Raw genomic sequence first — 17,079 nt, 5'->3', positions numbered from 1 at the left:
GAAGGCAGCTATTGTAACATGCAATTATAAACAATCATTTCTAGGGGGAAAAAATATGAAAAAAACAAGTGCCGTATTATTAAGCAGTGCTCTGGTTGCCGTAAGTGTATTAGGTGGATGCGCTTCAAAATCAGATAATGCTGGTGGAGATAAGTCATCTCAGGCATCAGCAGACAAGCCCGCTCAAAACGTGACGCTCAAGTTTTATAACTGGAATCCGGACATAGCTGAGGCTGCGACCCAAAAAATAATTGCGAATTTTCAAGCTAAAAATCCTACTATTAAGGTTGAATCTATTCCTCTCGTACCAGGCAATTCTGTGGAGACTTTGAAAAAGCTTGATGTAACGATGTCGTCCGGAGAACAGGTCGATGTAGTCATGTTCCCTAGCATAGAAGAAACTGTTGCACGAGCAGCTCAAGGCGTTCTGGCTCCGCTAGACGATTTCTACAAGAAGGATAATGTAAATGCGGATGAAGAATATTACATAAATCCGAAGTTTAAAGGAAAAAGCTATGCGCTGATGAATAATTCCAGCAACTGGCTGGTATTGTTGAATGCAGATGCATTGAAAGAAGCTAACCTGCCTGTACCGTCATTTGATTGGACGTGGGACGATTTCCGCGACTATGCGAAAAAGCTGAGCAAAGGTGACGACAACAATAAGCGTTTTGGAGCGTACTTCCATTCTTGGGGTGAGTATGCTAATCCAATTGCCTATACGGATAAGAAAAACCCTTTCTTGACAGCTGATCTCAAACCGCAATTTGATGATGCTTCCTTCAAATATTTCTTCAATCTCCGTAAAACGATGGAAAAGGACGATAAGTCGGTTAAGCCGCTAGCGGATGTTATCGGCGCGAAGCTTAATTACAACAATGAATTCCTGACCGGCAAGGCGGCCATGTTGATGACAGCAACCTTCGCGCTGCCAAACATTGGCGATACGGCTAAATATCCGCATACATTCAAGACCGTTGTGGCCCCTCTACCACGTTCCTCCAAGGATGCAGAGCCGGGATTGACAAATATCGGAGGGAATTATGTTTCAGTAGCAGCAAATTCGAAATATAAGGAAGAAGCGTACAAGTTTATCCGCTATATGTCCACTGAACAAGAGGCTAGAATTGAATTGTCCGGTTGGAAAAAGAGTGATTCAAAGCTTATTGTTGAACGACTATTCGGAAATATGAAGGATTTGATCGATATGCCGTCCCTTACGAGCACGTTATATGACAAGCGTGTTAGAACTTCAGTTTCATCGGATATTGCTGTGTCTTATGCAAGTCAACTAAAAGCGGTTCTAGAAGGCGGTCTATCCAAGGTGCTGTTGGATAATATGTCCTCCGAGGATGCCCAAAAATGGATGATGGCTGAAGGTGACAAACTCATTAAGCAAAATACAAAGTAACGCAAATAAAACGAATCGTTAACAGGACGCTGATTTAGCGTCCTCTTTGCGCATAACCGTCCATTAATCCGGCAAGGCCATATCTTCCATTTCTTGGTCATGGCGATTCGAGAGCCATTATAATAATATGGGTAGGAAGATATCACCAATACTTGCAAACGACGAAGGAGAAGAGACAGTTACATGAGGCATCTGTTTCGATTTACTTATTACCGACGCATCCAAATTTCGTTTTTGGTGCTTATTTTGCTGCCCACGATCATGGTTGCCTTTCTTAACTACTCAACGACGAATCGTCAAGTGAAGGAAAAGCTGATGCTCAGTAATGACAACATATTGGCGGTTATGTCCAAAGATATTTCCAAAATGATGGATGATCTGACCTTTGCGTCCCATTTCTTTGTTCAGGATGTAAGTGTTCGGAATACGCTTCGTATATTTTCAAATGTAGAACGTATTGAGAATGGCAGCCATTTGGAGCAGTATAAGCTGATTAAAGATTTTTTCAGCCTTGTCGCAGCGAAAACGATGAACAATGAGATCTTCATGTACTTGGTCAACGATGCGGGCTTTATCGTACAAGCGTATGATATGTATCCGACACCGGAGCAAGTTATGAAACAGTGGGAAAGTGTCAAGTCTCGTGTGGATGAGAGTGAACCCAAACAGATTCAATGGCTCGGAATGGTGCAATCCGGAAGTGATAAGACCTACTATTTGTCTCGCGTGATCCGCGATCCGGTTGACAATAAGCTGCTGGCTACACTTTTTATCGGCTTGCCGGAGGTTTACTTCAAGAAATTGTTTCAGCAGGTGTCAACGGAGCATCTCGCTTTGTTTGATGCGGGGGGGCAGCGAATTGCCGGAGCTGTTAATATTCCATATGAGCGAACTTCAGAGGCGAGCAGGAATATCCGCAATGAAGCATTGATCAAGAAAGCCGGATGGAAGCTCGTCTATGAGACGCCCGAATCGGAGTTGACAGGGGAGCTATCCAAAACCTTCTACCTGTCACTTTTGCTGATGCTCCCCTTTTTTCTGTTATTTTCCATCATCTCGATAGTGGTAGCGAAGCGGCTGCATTATCCGATTTTGCGGCTGCAGCGCAGTATCAAGCAATTTGGCAAAGGCAACCGCACCATCACTTTTCCGGAGGACGGTAAGGACGAGATTGCTGAACTGGGAAAAACGCTAAATGGTATGGTCGAGCAAATCGATAAGCTGATTATCGACATTGAACAGGAGCAGGAGCAGAAGAGAGTATTGGAGCTTCAAGCATTGTATGCACAGATTCGACCGCATTTTTTGTTAAATACGCTCAATTCTATTAAATGCAACTTGAGCTTGTCCGACGACCAAGTTCACACCAGGTTAATTGAATCGCTTATGAGTCTGCTGCGTGCTTACATGAAGATGGCTGAGCCATTGTCCCTGCGAAGTGAGTGCAAACTGCTTGGTGATTATGTAGAAATCATGAAGATGAGAAGTGATCTTTCGTTGAATTTAGATATACGTGTAGCACCGGAATGCGCAGAGCTTGAAATCCCGAAACTGCTGCTGCAGCCTATTGTGGAGAATGTATTCGTTCATGGTTTTGCGGAGAATACCAACAGTAATCCAAGTATCAACATTGTTGCACAACAAATTGCTAATCAAGTGGAGATTCTGATTTCCGATAATGGGGGAGGCATTCCGTTGAACGAACGGGAAGAACTGAACTTATTGCTGAAAGGCGGAAGTACAGAGGATCAAGCGTCGTATAAACGAATTGGGCTTCTAAACGTGCTGCAGCGGATGCGGCTGACGTTTGGCACTGATGCGGCCATGCATTTACTTGCCAATGATGATGGAGGAACAACGGTTTGTGTTCGTATTCCGATATTATCCTGATCGGGAACCATGCAATTACTTCAAATAAGGCAATTCAAAGGAGTAGCGGGCGATGTACAAAGTAATGCTGGTGGATGACGATGTGCCGATGATCAAATATTTGTCAAAGCTTATTGATTGGGGTAATTTGCAAGTGGAAATCGCGGCAGTAGCTCATTCAGGCAAGCGGGCGCTTCAGCTGTTTCGGGAGACCAATCCCGATATCGTAATTACGGATATTGGCATGCCACTAATGGATGGGCTGGAGCTTGCTGCTGAGCTGCAAAAGATCAAGCCTGAAGTTCGAATCCTGTTTTTGACATGTCACCAGGAATTTCATTATGCAAGAAAAGCGGTTCAGCTTGCCGCCGATGATTACCTTATTAAAGACGAGATAACGGCTGAGCAGTTAGAAGAGAGCTTACGGAAATCGGTTCAAGATCTAAAGTCTGTTCAGAATCAGCTCGCGGAAATATCCTATAAGCAGGAAATTTTCATGAATAAGGATGTGTTAAAACGACAGTTTTTGAAGCAATTAACACTAGAGGATAGACATGATGATTTACTTGCCTCAGGTAAACGGCTCGGAATTGAGTGGAAGCATTCTCATTTTATGATAGCTGTAGGTAATTTAAATTATGCCTCCTTTCCTAAACGATACCGGTATAAGGATGAGCCTATATTGTTATATGCGATCTCGAATATTGCAGAGGAAATGCAAAATGATAACTTGGCGATTACGATCTTAACGGACCAGGAGTCCTATTTCTTGTGCATACTTAATTATCAACCGAATTTGAGCTGCAATATAGTGGAGTGCTTCTCGAGCTTTCTCGGCTCTCTTCGGGAGAAAATATATAGCTTTCTGCGGATTGATATTCATGTGCACTACTCTCTGCCTATAAAAGGGATATCTAATATTGCGAAGGAGCTGCGCAGCTTAAAGCAGGGTAACCGTGAAGCTTTTTACAGTGACATTTCTTTTGGCGTACTGCCGTCATCCGGTCTGAAGCTATGGAACCATGAGATCACGGTGACGCTAGAAGAGCTTTGGGCGCGTCTCGTACAGGCATTTAAGAACAGTGAGGATAGAGGGATCACAACCGCTTTGGAGGAGATCAAGGAGAAGGCTAAGCATCAGCAGTTGGACCCTGTCGAGTTGCTGGGAAAATGCTCACAATGGATTAGAGTGATGGAGTTCGAGCGTGATCTAAAGGGAGAAGACTCGTTTCACCGCTGTCTGCAGCAATGCGGACGATGGGATGCGGCTGTTGAACTGATGAAATCGAGAATTCAAGAAATCATGATTAGCGGTCCGTCCAGTTCAGAGAAAAATATGAAGCTAAAGCAAATTGACCGGTACATCTCGGAGCACTTATCCGAGAATATTACCCTTGTCGATATGGCAGAAACCTTGTTTTTGAATCCAAGTTACTTTTCCAGGTCATTTAAGCTAGAGACAGGCATGAATTTTACGGATTATGTACATCGCTACAAAATGAACATTGCCTGCAAGCTGCTTAAAGAAAGTATGGAGAGTACCGAAATGATTGCATTCAAGCTTGGTTATATGGAGCGGACCTATTTCTCCAAGGTATTCAAAAAGTATGTCGGTGTCAGTCCGAAGGATTATAGGTAAACATATGGATTGAGTAAAAATTGTGCACGATATAGTAAACATCGTGCACATTCTTTCTATGCAGCTTCGGGTATTATGATTAATGCGACTGGACGAATCAGGCAGAAATGTAAGCGTTTCATAACATTTGCGAAGGGGTTGATTATAATTAAACTGGGTAAAAAGCTTAAACGTGCGGTGTCCTTGGGAATTGCTTTACTCATGGCTGTGAATATGGTTTATTTTCCAAATGAGAGGCAATTCGCTCACGCAGCAGTTGTTACTCCGACTATTCCGACGGTAGTAAGTACCTATGTTGCTGCTGATAAGACGGAAATTTCTGCGTACGATCAGCAAGTTCATTTAAAAGTAATGGCCAAGATGAGCAGCGGACCTGACAAAGAGCTCAAGAAAAATACTGCGTCCAGCTCAACAGATCCACAGCTTAACAGCGTTCATTATTCATCAACAATTGCTGGGGTGACGATTGATGATGCGACGGGCGTTTTGACCTATGACGGCTCGTCGGGACAAGTTCCTGTAGATGTTAGGGCCAGTGTCAATTATTTAGACGTTGTTTATTTTGAAGGCTTTGAAGGAGGTACGCTAGGGAGCTTTACACATGACCCAGGTGCTACCAATACGTCCACGACTTCAGTTGTCGCTAAAACAGGAGTCCCTGCACATAGCGGTTCGTTCAGCGCAAACCGGAATAACAGCGGGACCACGAATAACACCTTGAGAGCCGATATGGGCGCACCTATGAAAGGCACGGTTACGGCCTGGGTCTATAACGGTACACCTGTGGGAAATTCCCGAAATAATATTTTTGTTGGTACAAAGCTTAATGCCGCCACCAACGGGGTGGACATTTCCAATGGCTTGCTTCTTGGAGAGCATTGGGATGGAAGCACAGGATCAGGCACCCAATTCGTCTCAAGAATTATGACCTCGTCGTTTACCCCAACTTCGGTAGCTCGCGGAGTGACGCCGGCCTGGCATGAGTTCAAATGGGATCTTACCTCAGGCACAGGTGCCACCATGTATATTGATGGTATCCAAGTAGCAGCTACGAGCGCAGAAGCCCAGTATCAATACATAGCTTTAGTCGGAAATTGGAAGCCCGATAACAGTAATACTTATTATGACGACATAAAAGCAACAAAGCTTGGGACAAGTACATCAGCTGTGTTATCAATACCCGTTACAGCAGGTACGGGCGATATTGATAGTCTAACGGTATCTGGACAAGGAGGAGCAAACGCTATTACAGCGGATGCAGGCAGTCTTCAAATGACAGCAGCTGTATTACCCTTGAGCGCATCTTCTAAAGTTACATGGAAAGTGGAAAATCAAGACGGCACTCCGACCAACAAAGCTTCTATATCTTCCAATGGAGTATTGTCGGCAATTAGAAACGGTACCGTAAAGGTGACGGCCACTTCAGCTGTCAAACCGGCTGTATCCAATAGCCTTGTGGTAACCATCTCAGGACAATCCGTCAAAGTTACTGAATTATCCATACAAGCGCCATCGGGAGCGACAAGCTTCGGAACTTTGGATCCTGTACAGCTGAACGCAACGGCATTGCCGGCAGATGCGGGAGATCAGGCTGTTACATGGTCTGTTATACAAGGTGCGGATGTCGCAGCTGTATCGAATACAGGTGTAGTGACACCTCTAAAAAGCGGTATCGTTCAAATCCAGGCGACAGCGAAGGACGGGAGTAATGTAAAAAGCAATACATTGTCTCTCACATTTGCTGTAAAGCTTACAGCTGTAAGCGTAGCAGGCACAGGAGGTGCTACAGCAATAACTGCATTAGCCGGTACTCTTCAAATGGAAGCCGTTGGTATTCCTGCTGAAGCAGCAAATAAAAACGTAGTCTGGACCGTGGAAAATGGTACGGGAAGCGCAACGATCAGCAGCACAGGCCTGTTAAGAGCTATTTCCAATGGAACCGTAACGGTAAAAGCAACAGCACAAGATGGAAGCGGCGTTACAGGACAATGCGTGATTACTATTTCCGGACAAACTTATCATACTTATTATATAAGCATTACATCCGGTAATGATGCGAATGACGGTTTAAGTGAAGCAGCTGCTTGGAAAAGCTTGGATAAAGTAAATGCAGCCACGTTCAGTCCCGGCGATAAAATTTTGTTCAAAGCAGGTGACATCTGGAACGGTCAGCTAAGATTGAATGGAAGCGGGGCAGAGGGACTTCCTATTCTTGTAGATAAATATGGAAGCAACGATCCTGAAGTACGACCTATCTTTAATGGTATGGGAACAGATGAGGCTGATGGAGTCAACTTGACAATGCCTTTAGGCACCATCGCCGGTCAACATTATGCTGCAACGGTTGATGTTAGAAACCAAAGCTTCTGGGAGATTAGCAACCTGGAGGTTACCAACTACGATGCAGCTACGAAAAACATGAGAGCCGGTATCCTCGCACTGAACGAAAAGGGAGTTACGGTAACCGAATGGGAGCAAAATCAGCTTAAGCACATCGTCATCCGTGACTGCTATGTTCATGATGTAAATTCAGACCCCTCCGCTTTCAAACTAACAGGCGGTATCCTAATATTGGGCAATTATTCCGACGTATTAGTTGAAGGAAATAAAGTGGTCAATGTCGCAATAGAAGGGATTCGAAATGGCGGAATGGCTCCAAGCGGTTCCCCGAACGGTGGAGCACCACAGGTTATGAACAATATAGTTTTTAAGAACAACTATATTCAAGATGTGCAGGGCGATGGAATGGTCATTAGTAACGTTGCTGACAATGGCGATAAAGATGTCTACAATGGTATCGTCGAATATAATACGATTTTGCGTTATGCCAACACGAATGTCGGCTCCTTGAACTATGCAGCAAACTGGGTTTATGGCAGTAAGGATACGCTATTCCAATATAATGAAACCTTTGGCGGCATATACGGATACAATGATGGAGAGGCGTGGGATGTCGACCTGTATAGTGACAATATTGTTTACCAATACAACTACAGTCATGAAAACAGAGGCGGTATCATCTTATTCATGGGTACGGGGCAATCTGTGTTCCGTTATAATCTGAGTGTGAACGACGGCAATGGGGCCGAGCTGTTCTTCTACCATCCGTCCTCCTATACTAAAGCACCTTGGATTTACAACAATACGATTTTTACAGGGAAAGATATAACTACAACCGTATTTAATAACAGCACACCTTATATCAAGTTTGCCAACAACATCATGATGACGCTGGGGAAAGTGAAAAGGTTTGCTAATGTGGATCTGACACAAGGGTATATTAAGAATAATATTTTCTATCCGAACATCCTGACGACTGGCGGGATTGCAGGAAGTGTAGAGGTTGCCAATAACTTGTATGTGAATCCTCAGCTGGCAAGACCCGGAGAAATCCCTAAAAATGTGATCACAGCTAAAAATAAATTTGATGTAACGAAGCTGGACGCTTATAAAATTTTAGGAACCTCACCTGCGATTGGTGCCGGCTGGAAGGTCGACGTACCGGCTACTTTTACAGAAGTCACCAAGGATATGTTCGGTAATTCAATTGGCAGCACAAGTGATATCGGGATTCACCAATACAATCATGATGCTCCTACGGAAATATTTACGGAAGTATTACCGACGTCAGTTGCGCTTAACCAGGCCAATGTGTCATTGCTTGTAGGGGAAGCAGCACTTCTTAGTACGATAATTGAGCCTGCTGCAGCATGGAATAAATCACTGGCCTGGGAAAGCGATAAGCCATCTGTGGCGACAGTTGATTCCAATGGGGCTGTTAAAGCTGTAGCTTTAGGAACAGCGAATATTACGGTAAAGAGTACAGCAGATCCTCGGCTTACCGCAATTGCCAAAATTATGGTTAAATCACCAATTACGACAACTAGTGACATGAAAGTCGAAGCGAACTATCCTTACTTGGATGCAACGAATAGCAAGATTAATTTGAAAGTTGCTAACGTGATGAGCGATGGGAGCACGAGAGAGCTTAAGAAGACAGTAACCGAGCTAAACGAGCCGAAATTGAACGGTGTCACCTACAGCTCGGACAATCCGAATGTGTCCATCGATTCAGATGGTGTGTTGACCGTTACAGGGGATTTAGGCAGCACTACGGAAGTCCATGTATCGGCAAATGTTTCGTACGAAGATGTAGTGTATTCGGAAGGATTTGAGAACGGTACACTGGGTGACTTTGTTATGGATAGCGGAACAGACTATGCGGTTTCCGTGCAATCTTCTACAGAGCAAGCCCATTCCGGTGCATACAGCTTAAAACGTATTAATGCAGTCAAAAGTGTTATGAGTAAGGCGTTCTCTACCGACATGAAGGCCATAGCTTCGATGTGGATTTATGACGATGGAACGACCAAGGCGAACCGGGCGGTCGGAAGTGTTGGAGCTCTTAAAGATAATAGCAAAATTATGGGGCTGGGCTTATTCTACGATGGTTCACTTGGTTCTGCTTCTAATTTTGCTACGAGGTTCCAAACTACAAACTGGTCCGTGTCCAATGTTCCACGCAGCGTTGGCTGGCATGAATTAAAGTGGGATTATACAGGCCCGACGGTTAACATGTTTATTGATGATCAGCCTGCAGGTACTTTTAATTCTTCCAGTTTCAGAGCCGTTTCTCTAATGAATTTATGGAACAGCTCTGCAGGCAACTTCTATTATGATGATATTCGGGTTGTCGTGCCGAGAACAAATGTGATGGCGATTCCTCTAACTGTCAAAGTAAATCCAACTCAAATTGACGGGATTAGAATATGGGGAGATGACGGTGCCGCATCCATTACAACCGATAAAGGTACGCTTCAAATCAAAGGCGGTTTGATCCCGAATCATTTACCGGGTATTGATTACAGCTTGATCTGGAGCTTGGAAGAAGAAACGGGAAGAGCGATGATTTCAAATACGGGTCTCTTGACTGCAGTCAAAGATGGAAGGATCAAGGTCATCGCACAATCGGCGGCCAATCCTTCGCTTAAGGCAGAAATGTATGTCACGATATCCAATCAATATGTTCCTGTAACAGAAGTGAGTACTAGAGGAACCAATGATAAGAACAGTATCGACGTGGCAGGCGGCACCTTACAGCTTATTGCTACGGTCTCTCCGGCTAATGCCACAAACAAGAAGCTTACATGGAAAATTCTTAATACTGACGGTAGCTCTACCAAAGTAGCCAAGATTTCCAATACAGGCCTTGTGACCGCTGTCGCGAATGGAACGGCAAGAGTTCACGCCATTTCAGAAGACGGAAACTTTGACGGTCCTCTTGATATTACGGTTACGAATCAACCGGCTTTTGTTGGGGCGATAGAAGTGAAATCTCCAAATGGTGAAAACTCTCTGGAAGTAGGAAGCAGGTTAGCCTTCTCAGCGGTTATAACGCCTGATAATGCAGTTAATAAAGCAGTAACTTGGTCCGTTATCAATAAGAACGGCACCAATGCCTCCATAACAACTGAAGGAGTGCTTTCCTCAGGAGATAGGGAAGGTGAAGTGACGGTCGTTGCAACAGCTCAAGATGCATGGGGAGCGGTTGGAAGCAAAAGGATAAACATAATAAGAAAACCGATAGAGGTTGGAGAAGCAAACAAAGACGCATTGAAAGCTAGAATTGCCGAAGCTGAGGGCAAATTAGGCGCGGCTGTAGTCGGATCGCAAGCAGGCCAATACCCGCAAAATGCGGTAGACAATCTGAATCAGGCAGTAACGATTGCGAAAGCAGTAGTAAGCAATATAAACGCAGCACAGCAAGAAGTGGATCAAGCTGTAATCGAATTGGCAGCAGCGGTAGCCGAGTTTGACAGCGAGAAAGTAACGGATCAGCCTAATGAATCAAAAGTAAATAAAGAAGCATTGAAAGCCAGGATTGTCGAGGCTGAAGGCAAATTAGGCGCAGCTGTAGTCGGATCCCAAGCAGGCCAATATCCGCAAAGCGCAGTGGATAATTTGAAGCAGGCAGTAACAAATGCTAAAACAACAGTAAGCCATACGGAAGCAGCGCAGCAGGAAGTGGATAAGGCGGAAGTAGAACTAACGGCTGCTATAACGGCTTTCGACAGTACTAAAATTCTTTATCTCAATAATTCAAGCTCTCATCATTCAAATGCTCCATCTGGAATTGCAGAAGGCGGGGGAGTTCTGAATGTGCTTGCAGATGATGGCTCGGTAGCCAGGTATGATATCGATCCTGCGGCAGCAACGATCACGATACATGCTGAGGATAAAGAACGGGTGTCATTGACGTTTAACATCAGTGAACTTAAAGAGTCGCAGCAAGTAAGCGATGGGGCGAAAATTTTAATCCGTTTAAAAGGATTTATTTATGAGTTAGCTGCCAATGTAACAAGTAAGGTTGTAGGTATCGATAATTTTCTTCAAAATAACCAAACAACTAAGGAGCAATTAAAGGTTAATGTTCAGGTAGAAGCTGCCAAGTTAACCCCTGAGGATGAAAAGGTCGTTGAACATGCACTTGGTATGGATTCAGGCTTGGATAGCTTCAATCTCGTGTCCGGTATGTATAATGTTCATCTAAGACTCGAAGCGCCTAATGGTCAGATTATGAATGTCAAAGCTTTCGATAGCCAAAGAACTTTACTTATTGAGGTAAGCCCAACCTTCAAAGATAAAGCAGCAGCAGCGATATCGATAAGCGATGGAGAAAACGGGGAGAAGACGGCAGGTATACGAACGGCCAAGTACGTAGAAATAGATGGAAAGTCCTATATGCAAATCAAAACGGCAAGCCACAGTAAATATGGGGTGGTAGAGTATCACGCAGCCTATAAGGATGTAACATCGGAGCATTGGGCTAAAGTATCAATAGAAGAAGCAAGCTCGCGATTACTAGTAAGCGGAGTGGGTCAAGGAAAATTTAATCCGGATGCACAAATTACTAGAGCCGAGTACATGACTATGCTGATTCATGCGTTGGGATTGCCTATAACTACGGATGTTCAAAATTCGTATGAAGATGTCCAGAGAGGTGATTGGTACTTTTCTAATATGGCAATTGCCCGTAAGGCGGGGCTTCTTAAATGGATTGAAGGAAATAGCCTGAAGCCGAATGCACCGATTACAAGAGCTGAAATGGCAAGAGCAACGGTTGCCGCGGCCCAATATTTGAAGGATGGCAGTCTTGCAGATGCCGATCTGACAGAATTAAATAAGTTCGTAGATGCAGACAAAGTACGGGCAAATGATAGAAGTGACCTTGCTTGGTGCATAGAACATGGACTGATTAATGGAACCGTGGATGTAATGACAGGTGAAACGGCGATTGCGCCGAGTGAAACGGCAACACGTGCCCAGGCAGCAGCTATTATGCTAAGACTTTTAAGAGCAATAAACTTGATTTAAACTAAAAAACTCCTCTCTGGCAATCATGCTGCCAGGGAGGAGTTTTTATGTGAATTAGGTGTGATGATAGGACGAAATGGAAAATGGTTCAGGCTATTTGAACATAAGCTTATCATAGGCCGTTTGATTAATTATCACTTTTGCCGTCTTAAGACGGTCTGCAAGTTGTTGTTGGATTTTATCATTAATGTAAAGCTTTTTTACGTCTGATTTCACATCCTCAAAACTCTTATAGCCTAGTGATTGTTTTTTTGTGAGTTTAAAGATGGCATTCATGTTGTTATAGGGGAAAATTTCACTAAACTCGTTTTCATTCAGCTTAATTGCTAATTCGTAGAGGCTTCTTTTAATTAGATCTTCTTTGGATATTTCTTGCAAGTCCAATGCCATGCTCTCTATCACAGCACTGTTACTAGAATCCTGTTTCCCATCTTTAACCGAATTAAAGATTGTTTGGTAGGCGGCATTAGCTGTTGTGATCAATTGGCCTTCAAGCTTAAAACCTTTACTATAGAATTGCTTTTGCTTTTCGTAATATTCCCGATACACAGAATCGTTCAAACTATAGGCAGGACTATCCATTAAGGAATTAATCAAATTGGCGTAACGATTGGAATGCAAATAAGAGTAGTATTGCAGCTTAGTAAATTGCGTTAGTCCATATATGGGCTCTTTATTTTCCAATTTAAGGCGTCTTTCTTTATTTTCAGCTTCTAAATTTTCTGTGAAATGATCGAAACTAAGATCTTTGATTATTTGGTGTTCTTTCATGATAAGCTGTTCGATTTTATACTTTTTCAAGTCGTCTATGGCCTTCTGCTTAGCGTAATCGGAGGGATTTTCGCCATTGTAGGTGCTTGTCCAGAAAGCTGCATTGTAATCGATATTATATTTTGTTTTAAAATAGTTTGCCGTCATCGCTTTATTATTCTGGTAAAAAATGTTAAATTCTTCATTTGCAACAGGTATTCCATCAATAGTAAAGACGAAATCATTATTATTTACGTTGTTAGCGTATAGCTTGGCCGTGCAGAGAATGACCAGCAAGATTATTGCAGCTGTGCTTACCAGTAAAATATTTTTGCGGCTCAAATTATTACCTCCTGGGGATAAGAAATCAATATGGCGTGAAACGAGCATTTTAAACATGCTGATTTCACTATATAAGGTTTCAAGCTTTATTCAAGGTTCAAAATTTTACTATTGTGTGTGTTATTATTACCGTTTTTATAATTCCAATTTATGTTAATTATTTCATATGCCTTATCCCATTGCTAAAACAACAGTAAAAATGAAAAGCGCTTATATCTGACGGTAAAGACCGCAGGTATAAACGCTTTTTGGGTTAACTTTAAACATCATGGCCGTCTCCATAAACAAACTGTTCGACAAGTGAAATTTTGTCCTCGGTAAGCGGTCCGGAATTATCCAAATAATGTATCGAAGAAGCGGGAAGGGGCCATTTAATTTGCCGCTGCATGAGGCTATGACTGAACTCGCTCCAGTTCGCCAGCTTCCATTTATCCATCTCTAAGCCTCTTTGCTCGATACGTTGGCGGTAAAGCTCCTTGTCGGGTAGTGACACGAATATTGCTTTAACATCGACATCATGCCTTGTAGCACCGATCCGCTCGAGCTCTTGCTCAAGCCACAAAGGGTTTCCGATCTCTTTGGTGAAGGGTCCAACGACTATAACATCTGTTTCAAGCTCCACGTTTTCTAACGCAGCGTCCATAGTGACACGATAGCCCAAATCCCGGCAATGCGTTTTGTAAACAAGTGAATCCCGATCGTTCGGATCATTCCCCGAAACTCTCATAATAACCTCTGCAGAGGGTCGTAATAACGTGTCCATATCCAAATAAGCTATGTGACGCTTGCGAGCCAATGCTTTTGCGATGGTTGTCTTCCCGGCTCCCGCGGGACCCACGAAAAAAATCAGCTTTCTCATGCTTGACCTCCCATTAAATGATATGCGATATAACCAATCCACCATAAAGAAAAGCGACAACAATAATGAGGGCAGGGTGGATTTTTCCTTTGGTCATAGCCCAGAAGGCCAGCGCCGCTATAGCAAGTGAATGCCAGAAGCCGATGCCCTGAATGGAAACCTCAGACATCTGCCAAGTTAAAATGACCATCATCACCGCTATGACAGGCTGTACTAACAGCGTCATGCCTTTAACTATAAGAGATTGCCGATACCGGTTCAGAATGTTAAGCAGAACAATTAATGCTACTGCTGAAGGAACAACCGTAGCAATAGTTGCGATAAGAAAGCCGACCCATCCGAGCTGCTGGTAGCCTACAAAAGCTGCAAGCTTCGTCGCAATCGGCCCGGGAAGCGCATTAGCTACCGCTAATAAATCAGCAAATTGTTCATTGGAGATCCAACCGTAATGATTTACAATTTCTTCCTGCATTAACGGGATTGATGCAGGGCCGCCTCCATATCCCAGCACATTAGCTACAAAAAATCCCCAAAACAGGGTTAGCCATTCCATCATCGCGAGCCCCCCTTGTCCGGTGCAGCCTTACGCTGAAACCACTTTAAATGGAAGGCTCCGTAAGCTAAAAATACGGCTATCACGAGTCCAGGATGGATATCAAGCACTGAAAGCAACAGTACGGCAATTAGAGCGAATGCTATTGCAAAGCCTTTGCCAAGTCCCTTCCAGGCTTTGGACATAAATTCATAAGCCATCATTCCAAGCATAACAACAATAACCGGTCTGACTGCATAGATCATACCCGCTACATATTTGGAGCTGCTAAAAGTGTAAAGAACGCCAAGCAAAGCTACAATAGCTAGGCTGGTTGGTAAAATGTGAGCGCAAACGGACCAGATTGCACCAAGCCAGCCGTGCTGCTTGTACCCAAGGTATGCAGCCATTTTGGTTGCGATTGGTCCAGGGAGGGCATTGGCAATGGCCAATATTTCTCCGAACTCATCGTCTTCAATCCATTTGTACCGAGTCACTGCTTCATAACGGATTAAGGGAATCACAGAGGGACCTCCGCCAAATCCAAGTATACCAGTTCTTATCATGCCCATTGTAATATCCTTGTAACTCATTCTACTCCTCCATTCTATAGAACATTGTATCCTTGAATTTAAAACTTGTCATTCAATTTGAACAGAATTGTACCTGTTAAACGGATGAATTAAGAGTAATTGTTATATATATGTGAACTATGTTTACATCTAAGTGAGGGGTGATGTAAAATGAAGCCACAACATAAGTATTCCAACGTCAGAGGGTGGCATCCATGAAGATCGGCTTTCGAACTATTAAAACAGCTATTGGAGTCAGTATTGCCATTTTATTCGCACAATTTATACAGCTGGAATATTTTACATCGGCGGGCATTCTTACTCTGCTATGTATCCAGAAATCACGCAAGCAATCACTTCAAGCGGCAATTAGCCGCTTTTGCGCTTGTATGCTGGGAATGTTTTTCTCGAGCCTGGTATTTTCTCTAATTGGCTATTGGCCTTATACCTTTTTAATTCTCCTTCTTCTATTTATCCCCCTATGTGTGCGATTGCGAATTCAAGAGGGGATTGCGAGCAGCTCCGTTATCGTGATGCATGTATATATGAATAAGCAGGTAAATATTTCTTTTTTTCTAAATGAGTTTCTGATTGTTTTAATTGGCTTAGGAGTAGCACTACTTATTAATGCCTACATGCCTAGTATTGATAAAAAGTTAAATGAGAGCAAGGAAAAAGTAGACGGACTAATCGGTGCCATTTTGAATGAGATTGCCGCTTATTTGAAGGATGGATACACATTATGGGATGGAAAGGAGCTGTTACTGCTCGCTGCAGCCTTGAACCATGCGAAATCGTTGGCATTATTGGATTGGGAAAACAGCCTGCATCAGAAGGACGGTTCCTATTACGATTACTTTGAGAAGAAGCGTCAGCAGTACGAGGTGTTGGAGCGGATGCTGCCCTATGTATCCCGTATTACGGTTCAGTTGGAGCAGGGGGTTCGGATTGGAGATTTTGTATTGGAATTAAGCGCACATTTGCGAACTGCAAACCAAATACAGTATTTTCATGAAAGCCTGCAAAGTATTAGAGAATATCACAAACAGCTGCCTATGCCCGAGAACAGAAACGAATTTGAGAACAGGGCCAGCTTGTTTGCAGTAGCTAATGAACTGGAGATATTCATAAATCTTATTAAATGAAAAGTCGCCCAATTAAAACGCCAGCATTCGTAGGCTTACGAATGCTGGCGTTTGCTCGTATTTTTGTAACTAACAGCTCTGCCGCGTGATTACGAAATTAAGAGGGCTGTATCGATTTGCGCAGACTCATCATATAACCTGTATGAACACCTTCATGGTAAAGACTGAATCCTATCATTCCTCCTACGGTATCAATACCTTTAAAAGGTTGAGGAAGCATTTCATCCAGACGCAACGAGAGTTTGTCCTTAATTCTCTCCGTTTGTTCTGCAAGCTGCTGCTTGATTAATTCAAGAGTAGGGGGTTCTGTCTGCCAATCTGCAGGCTTCGTTCCATTGTTAAAGAGGCCGGGGTATTCATCCGGTAAGCTAAACGGCTCACCGCAAAGTTTAAATACCAAATTTTCCTGAACCGTTAAAATATGTCCCAGATTCCAACGCAGTGTGTTTCTATATCCCGGAGGCATTACGTCGGCAGTTTCTTCTGAGGTCAAATCTAGCTGCTGAAGCGTACGTTCTCTTACAAGATCCAATTGTAAAAATAGAGTTTCTTTCGTCATAGTTAAATACCCCTATCTTAGCTTTTT

General features: G+C 43.4%; 10 protein-coding genes. 5 read left to right on the top strand and 5 right to left on the bottom strand.

The features are described from left to right. Positions 1–55: 55 nt before the first annotated feature. From ACFQ0C_RS02685 to ACFQ0C_RS02670, 4 genes are all read left to right on the top strand, one after another. Complete coding sequence (locus tag ACFQ0C_RS02685) at positions 56–1,411, top strand: ABC transporter substrate-binding protein (RefSeq protein ID WP_379363724.1); 1,356 nt, start codon at positions 56–58, stop codon at positions 1,409–1,411. Between the two features lie 183 nt (positions 1,412–1,594). Then, a complete protein-coding gene (locus ACFQ0C_RS02680; protein WP_379363722.1) occupies positions 1,595–3,301 on the top strand; it encodes a sensor histidine kinase in 1,707 nt (568 codons plus the stop codon). Between the two features lie 52 nt (positions 3,302–3,353). Next, a complete protein-coding gene (locus ACFQ0C_RS02675; protein ID WP_379363720.1) occupies positions 3,354–4,919 on the top strand; it encodes a response regulator transcription factor in 1,566 nt (521 codons plus the stop codon). A 138-nt stretch (positions 4,920–5,057) separates the two neighbouring features. Next, entirely contained in the window at positions 5,058–12,293 is a 7,236-nt protein-coding gene (locus ACFQ0C_RS02670; protein WP_379363718.1) for an Ig-like domain-containing protein, read from the top strand. Positions 12,294–12,386: 93 nt separating this feature from the next. On the opposite strand, the gene ACFQ0C_RS02665 is transcribed toward ACFQ0C_RS02670, so the two are convergent. The 4 genes from ACFQ0C_RS02665 to chrB form a co-directional block, all read right to left on the bottom strand. Further along, positions 12,387–13,385: a peptidylprolyl isomerase gene (locus tag ACFQ0C_RS02665; RefSeq protein WP_379363716.1), complete on the bottom strand. Its 999-nt coding sequence runs from the start codon at positions 13,383–13,385 to the stop codon at positions 12,387–12,389. A 259-nt stretch (positions 13,386–13,644) separates the two neighbouring features. Beyond that, positions 13,645–14,244 (bottom strand): P-loop nucleotide/nucleoside kinase family protein, encoded by a 600-nt coding sequence (locus ACFQ0C_RS02660; RefSeq protein ID WP_379363714.1) that lies wholly within the window; start codon positions 14,242–14,244, stop codon positions 13,645–13,647. Between the two features lie 13 nt (positions 14,245–14,257). Beyond that, the gene (chrA, locus tag ACFQ0C_RS02655) at positions 14,258–14,797 is read right to left on the bottom strand and encodes a chromate efflux transporter ChrA (RefSeq protein ID WP_379363975.1); all 540 of its coding nucleotides are present in this window, start codon (positions 14,795–14,797) and stop codon (positions 14,258–14,260) included. Beyond that, positions 14,797–15,369 (bottom strand): chromate efflux transporter ChrB, encoded by a 573-nt coding sequence (gene chrB, locus ACFQ0C_RS02650; protein WP_258214497.1) that lies wholly within the window; start codon positions 15,367–15,369, stop codon positions 14,797–14,799. Before chrB ends, chrA begins: the two co-directional genes overlap by 1 nt. A gap of 194 nt (positions 15,370–15,563) precedes the next feature. Between chrB and ACFQ0C_RS02645 the strand changes: the two genes are divergently transcribed. Continuing rightward, positions 15,564–16,493, top strand: coding sequence for an aromatic acid exporter family protein (locus tag ACFQ0C_RS02645; RefSeq protein ID WP_379363712.1), 930 nt, complete (start codon positions 15,564–15,566; stop codon positions 16,491–16,493). A 97-nt stretch (positions 16,494–16,590) separates the two neighbouring features. On the opposite strand, the gene ACFQ0C_RS02640 is transcribed toward ACFQ0C_RS02645, so the two are convergent. After that, the gene (locus tag ACFQ0C_RS02640; RefSeq protein ID WP_379363710.1) at positions 16,591–17,052 is read right to left on the bottom strand and encodes a DinB family protein; all 462 of its coding nucleotides are present in this window, start codon (positions 17,050–17,052) and stop codon (positions 16,591–16,593) included. Between the last annotated feature and the right edge of the window lie 27 nt (positions 17,053–17,079).

This window comes from Paenibacillus sp. GCM10027630, from assembly GCF_042676305.1.
Classification (GTDB): domain Bacteria; phylum Bacillota; class Bacilli; order Paenibacillales; family NBRC-103111; genus Paenibacillus_S.
The sequence above is the reverse complement of the archived record's forward strand: the minus strand, read 5'-3'. Positions and strand labels throughout refer to the sequence as shown.

Excerpts from the sequence above, each read along its gene's own strand:
- ACFQ0C_RS02685 (WP_379363724.1), top strand. The coding sequence starts at position 56 with ATGAAAAAAACAAGTGCCGTATTATTAAGCAGTGCTCTGGTTGCCGTA.
- ACFQ0C_RS02680 (WP_379363722.1), top strand. The coding sequence starts at position 1,595 with ATGAGGCATCTGTTTCGATTTACTTATTACCGACGCATCCAAATTTCG.
- ACFQ0C_RS02675 (WP_379363720.1), top strand. The coding sequence starts at position 3,354 with ATGTACAAAGTAATGCTGGTGGATGACGATGTGCCGATGATCAAATAT.
- ACFQ0C_RS02660 (WP_379363714.1), bottom strand. The coding sequence starts at position 14,244 with ATGAGAAAGCTGATTTTTTTCGTGGGTCCCGCGGGAGCCGGGAAGACA.
- chrA (WP_379363975.1), bottom strand. The coding sequence starts at position 14,797 with ATGGAATGGCTAACCCTGTTTTGGGGATTTTTTGTAGCTAATGTGCTG.
- chrB (WP_258214497.1), bottom strand. The coding sequence starts at position 15,369 with ATGAGTTACAAGGATATTACAATGGGCATGATAAGAACTGGTATACTT.
- ACFQ0C_RS02645 (WP_379363712.1), top strand. The coding sequence starts at position 15,564 with ATGAAGATCGGCTTTCGAACTATTAAAACAGCTATTGGAGTCAGTATT.
- ACFQ0C_RS02640 (WP_379363710.1), bottom strand. The coding sequence starts at position 17,052 with ATGACGAAAGAAACTCTATTTTTACAATTGGATCTTGTAAGAGAACGT.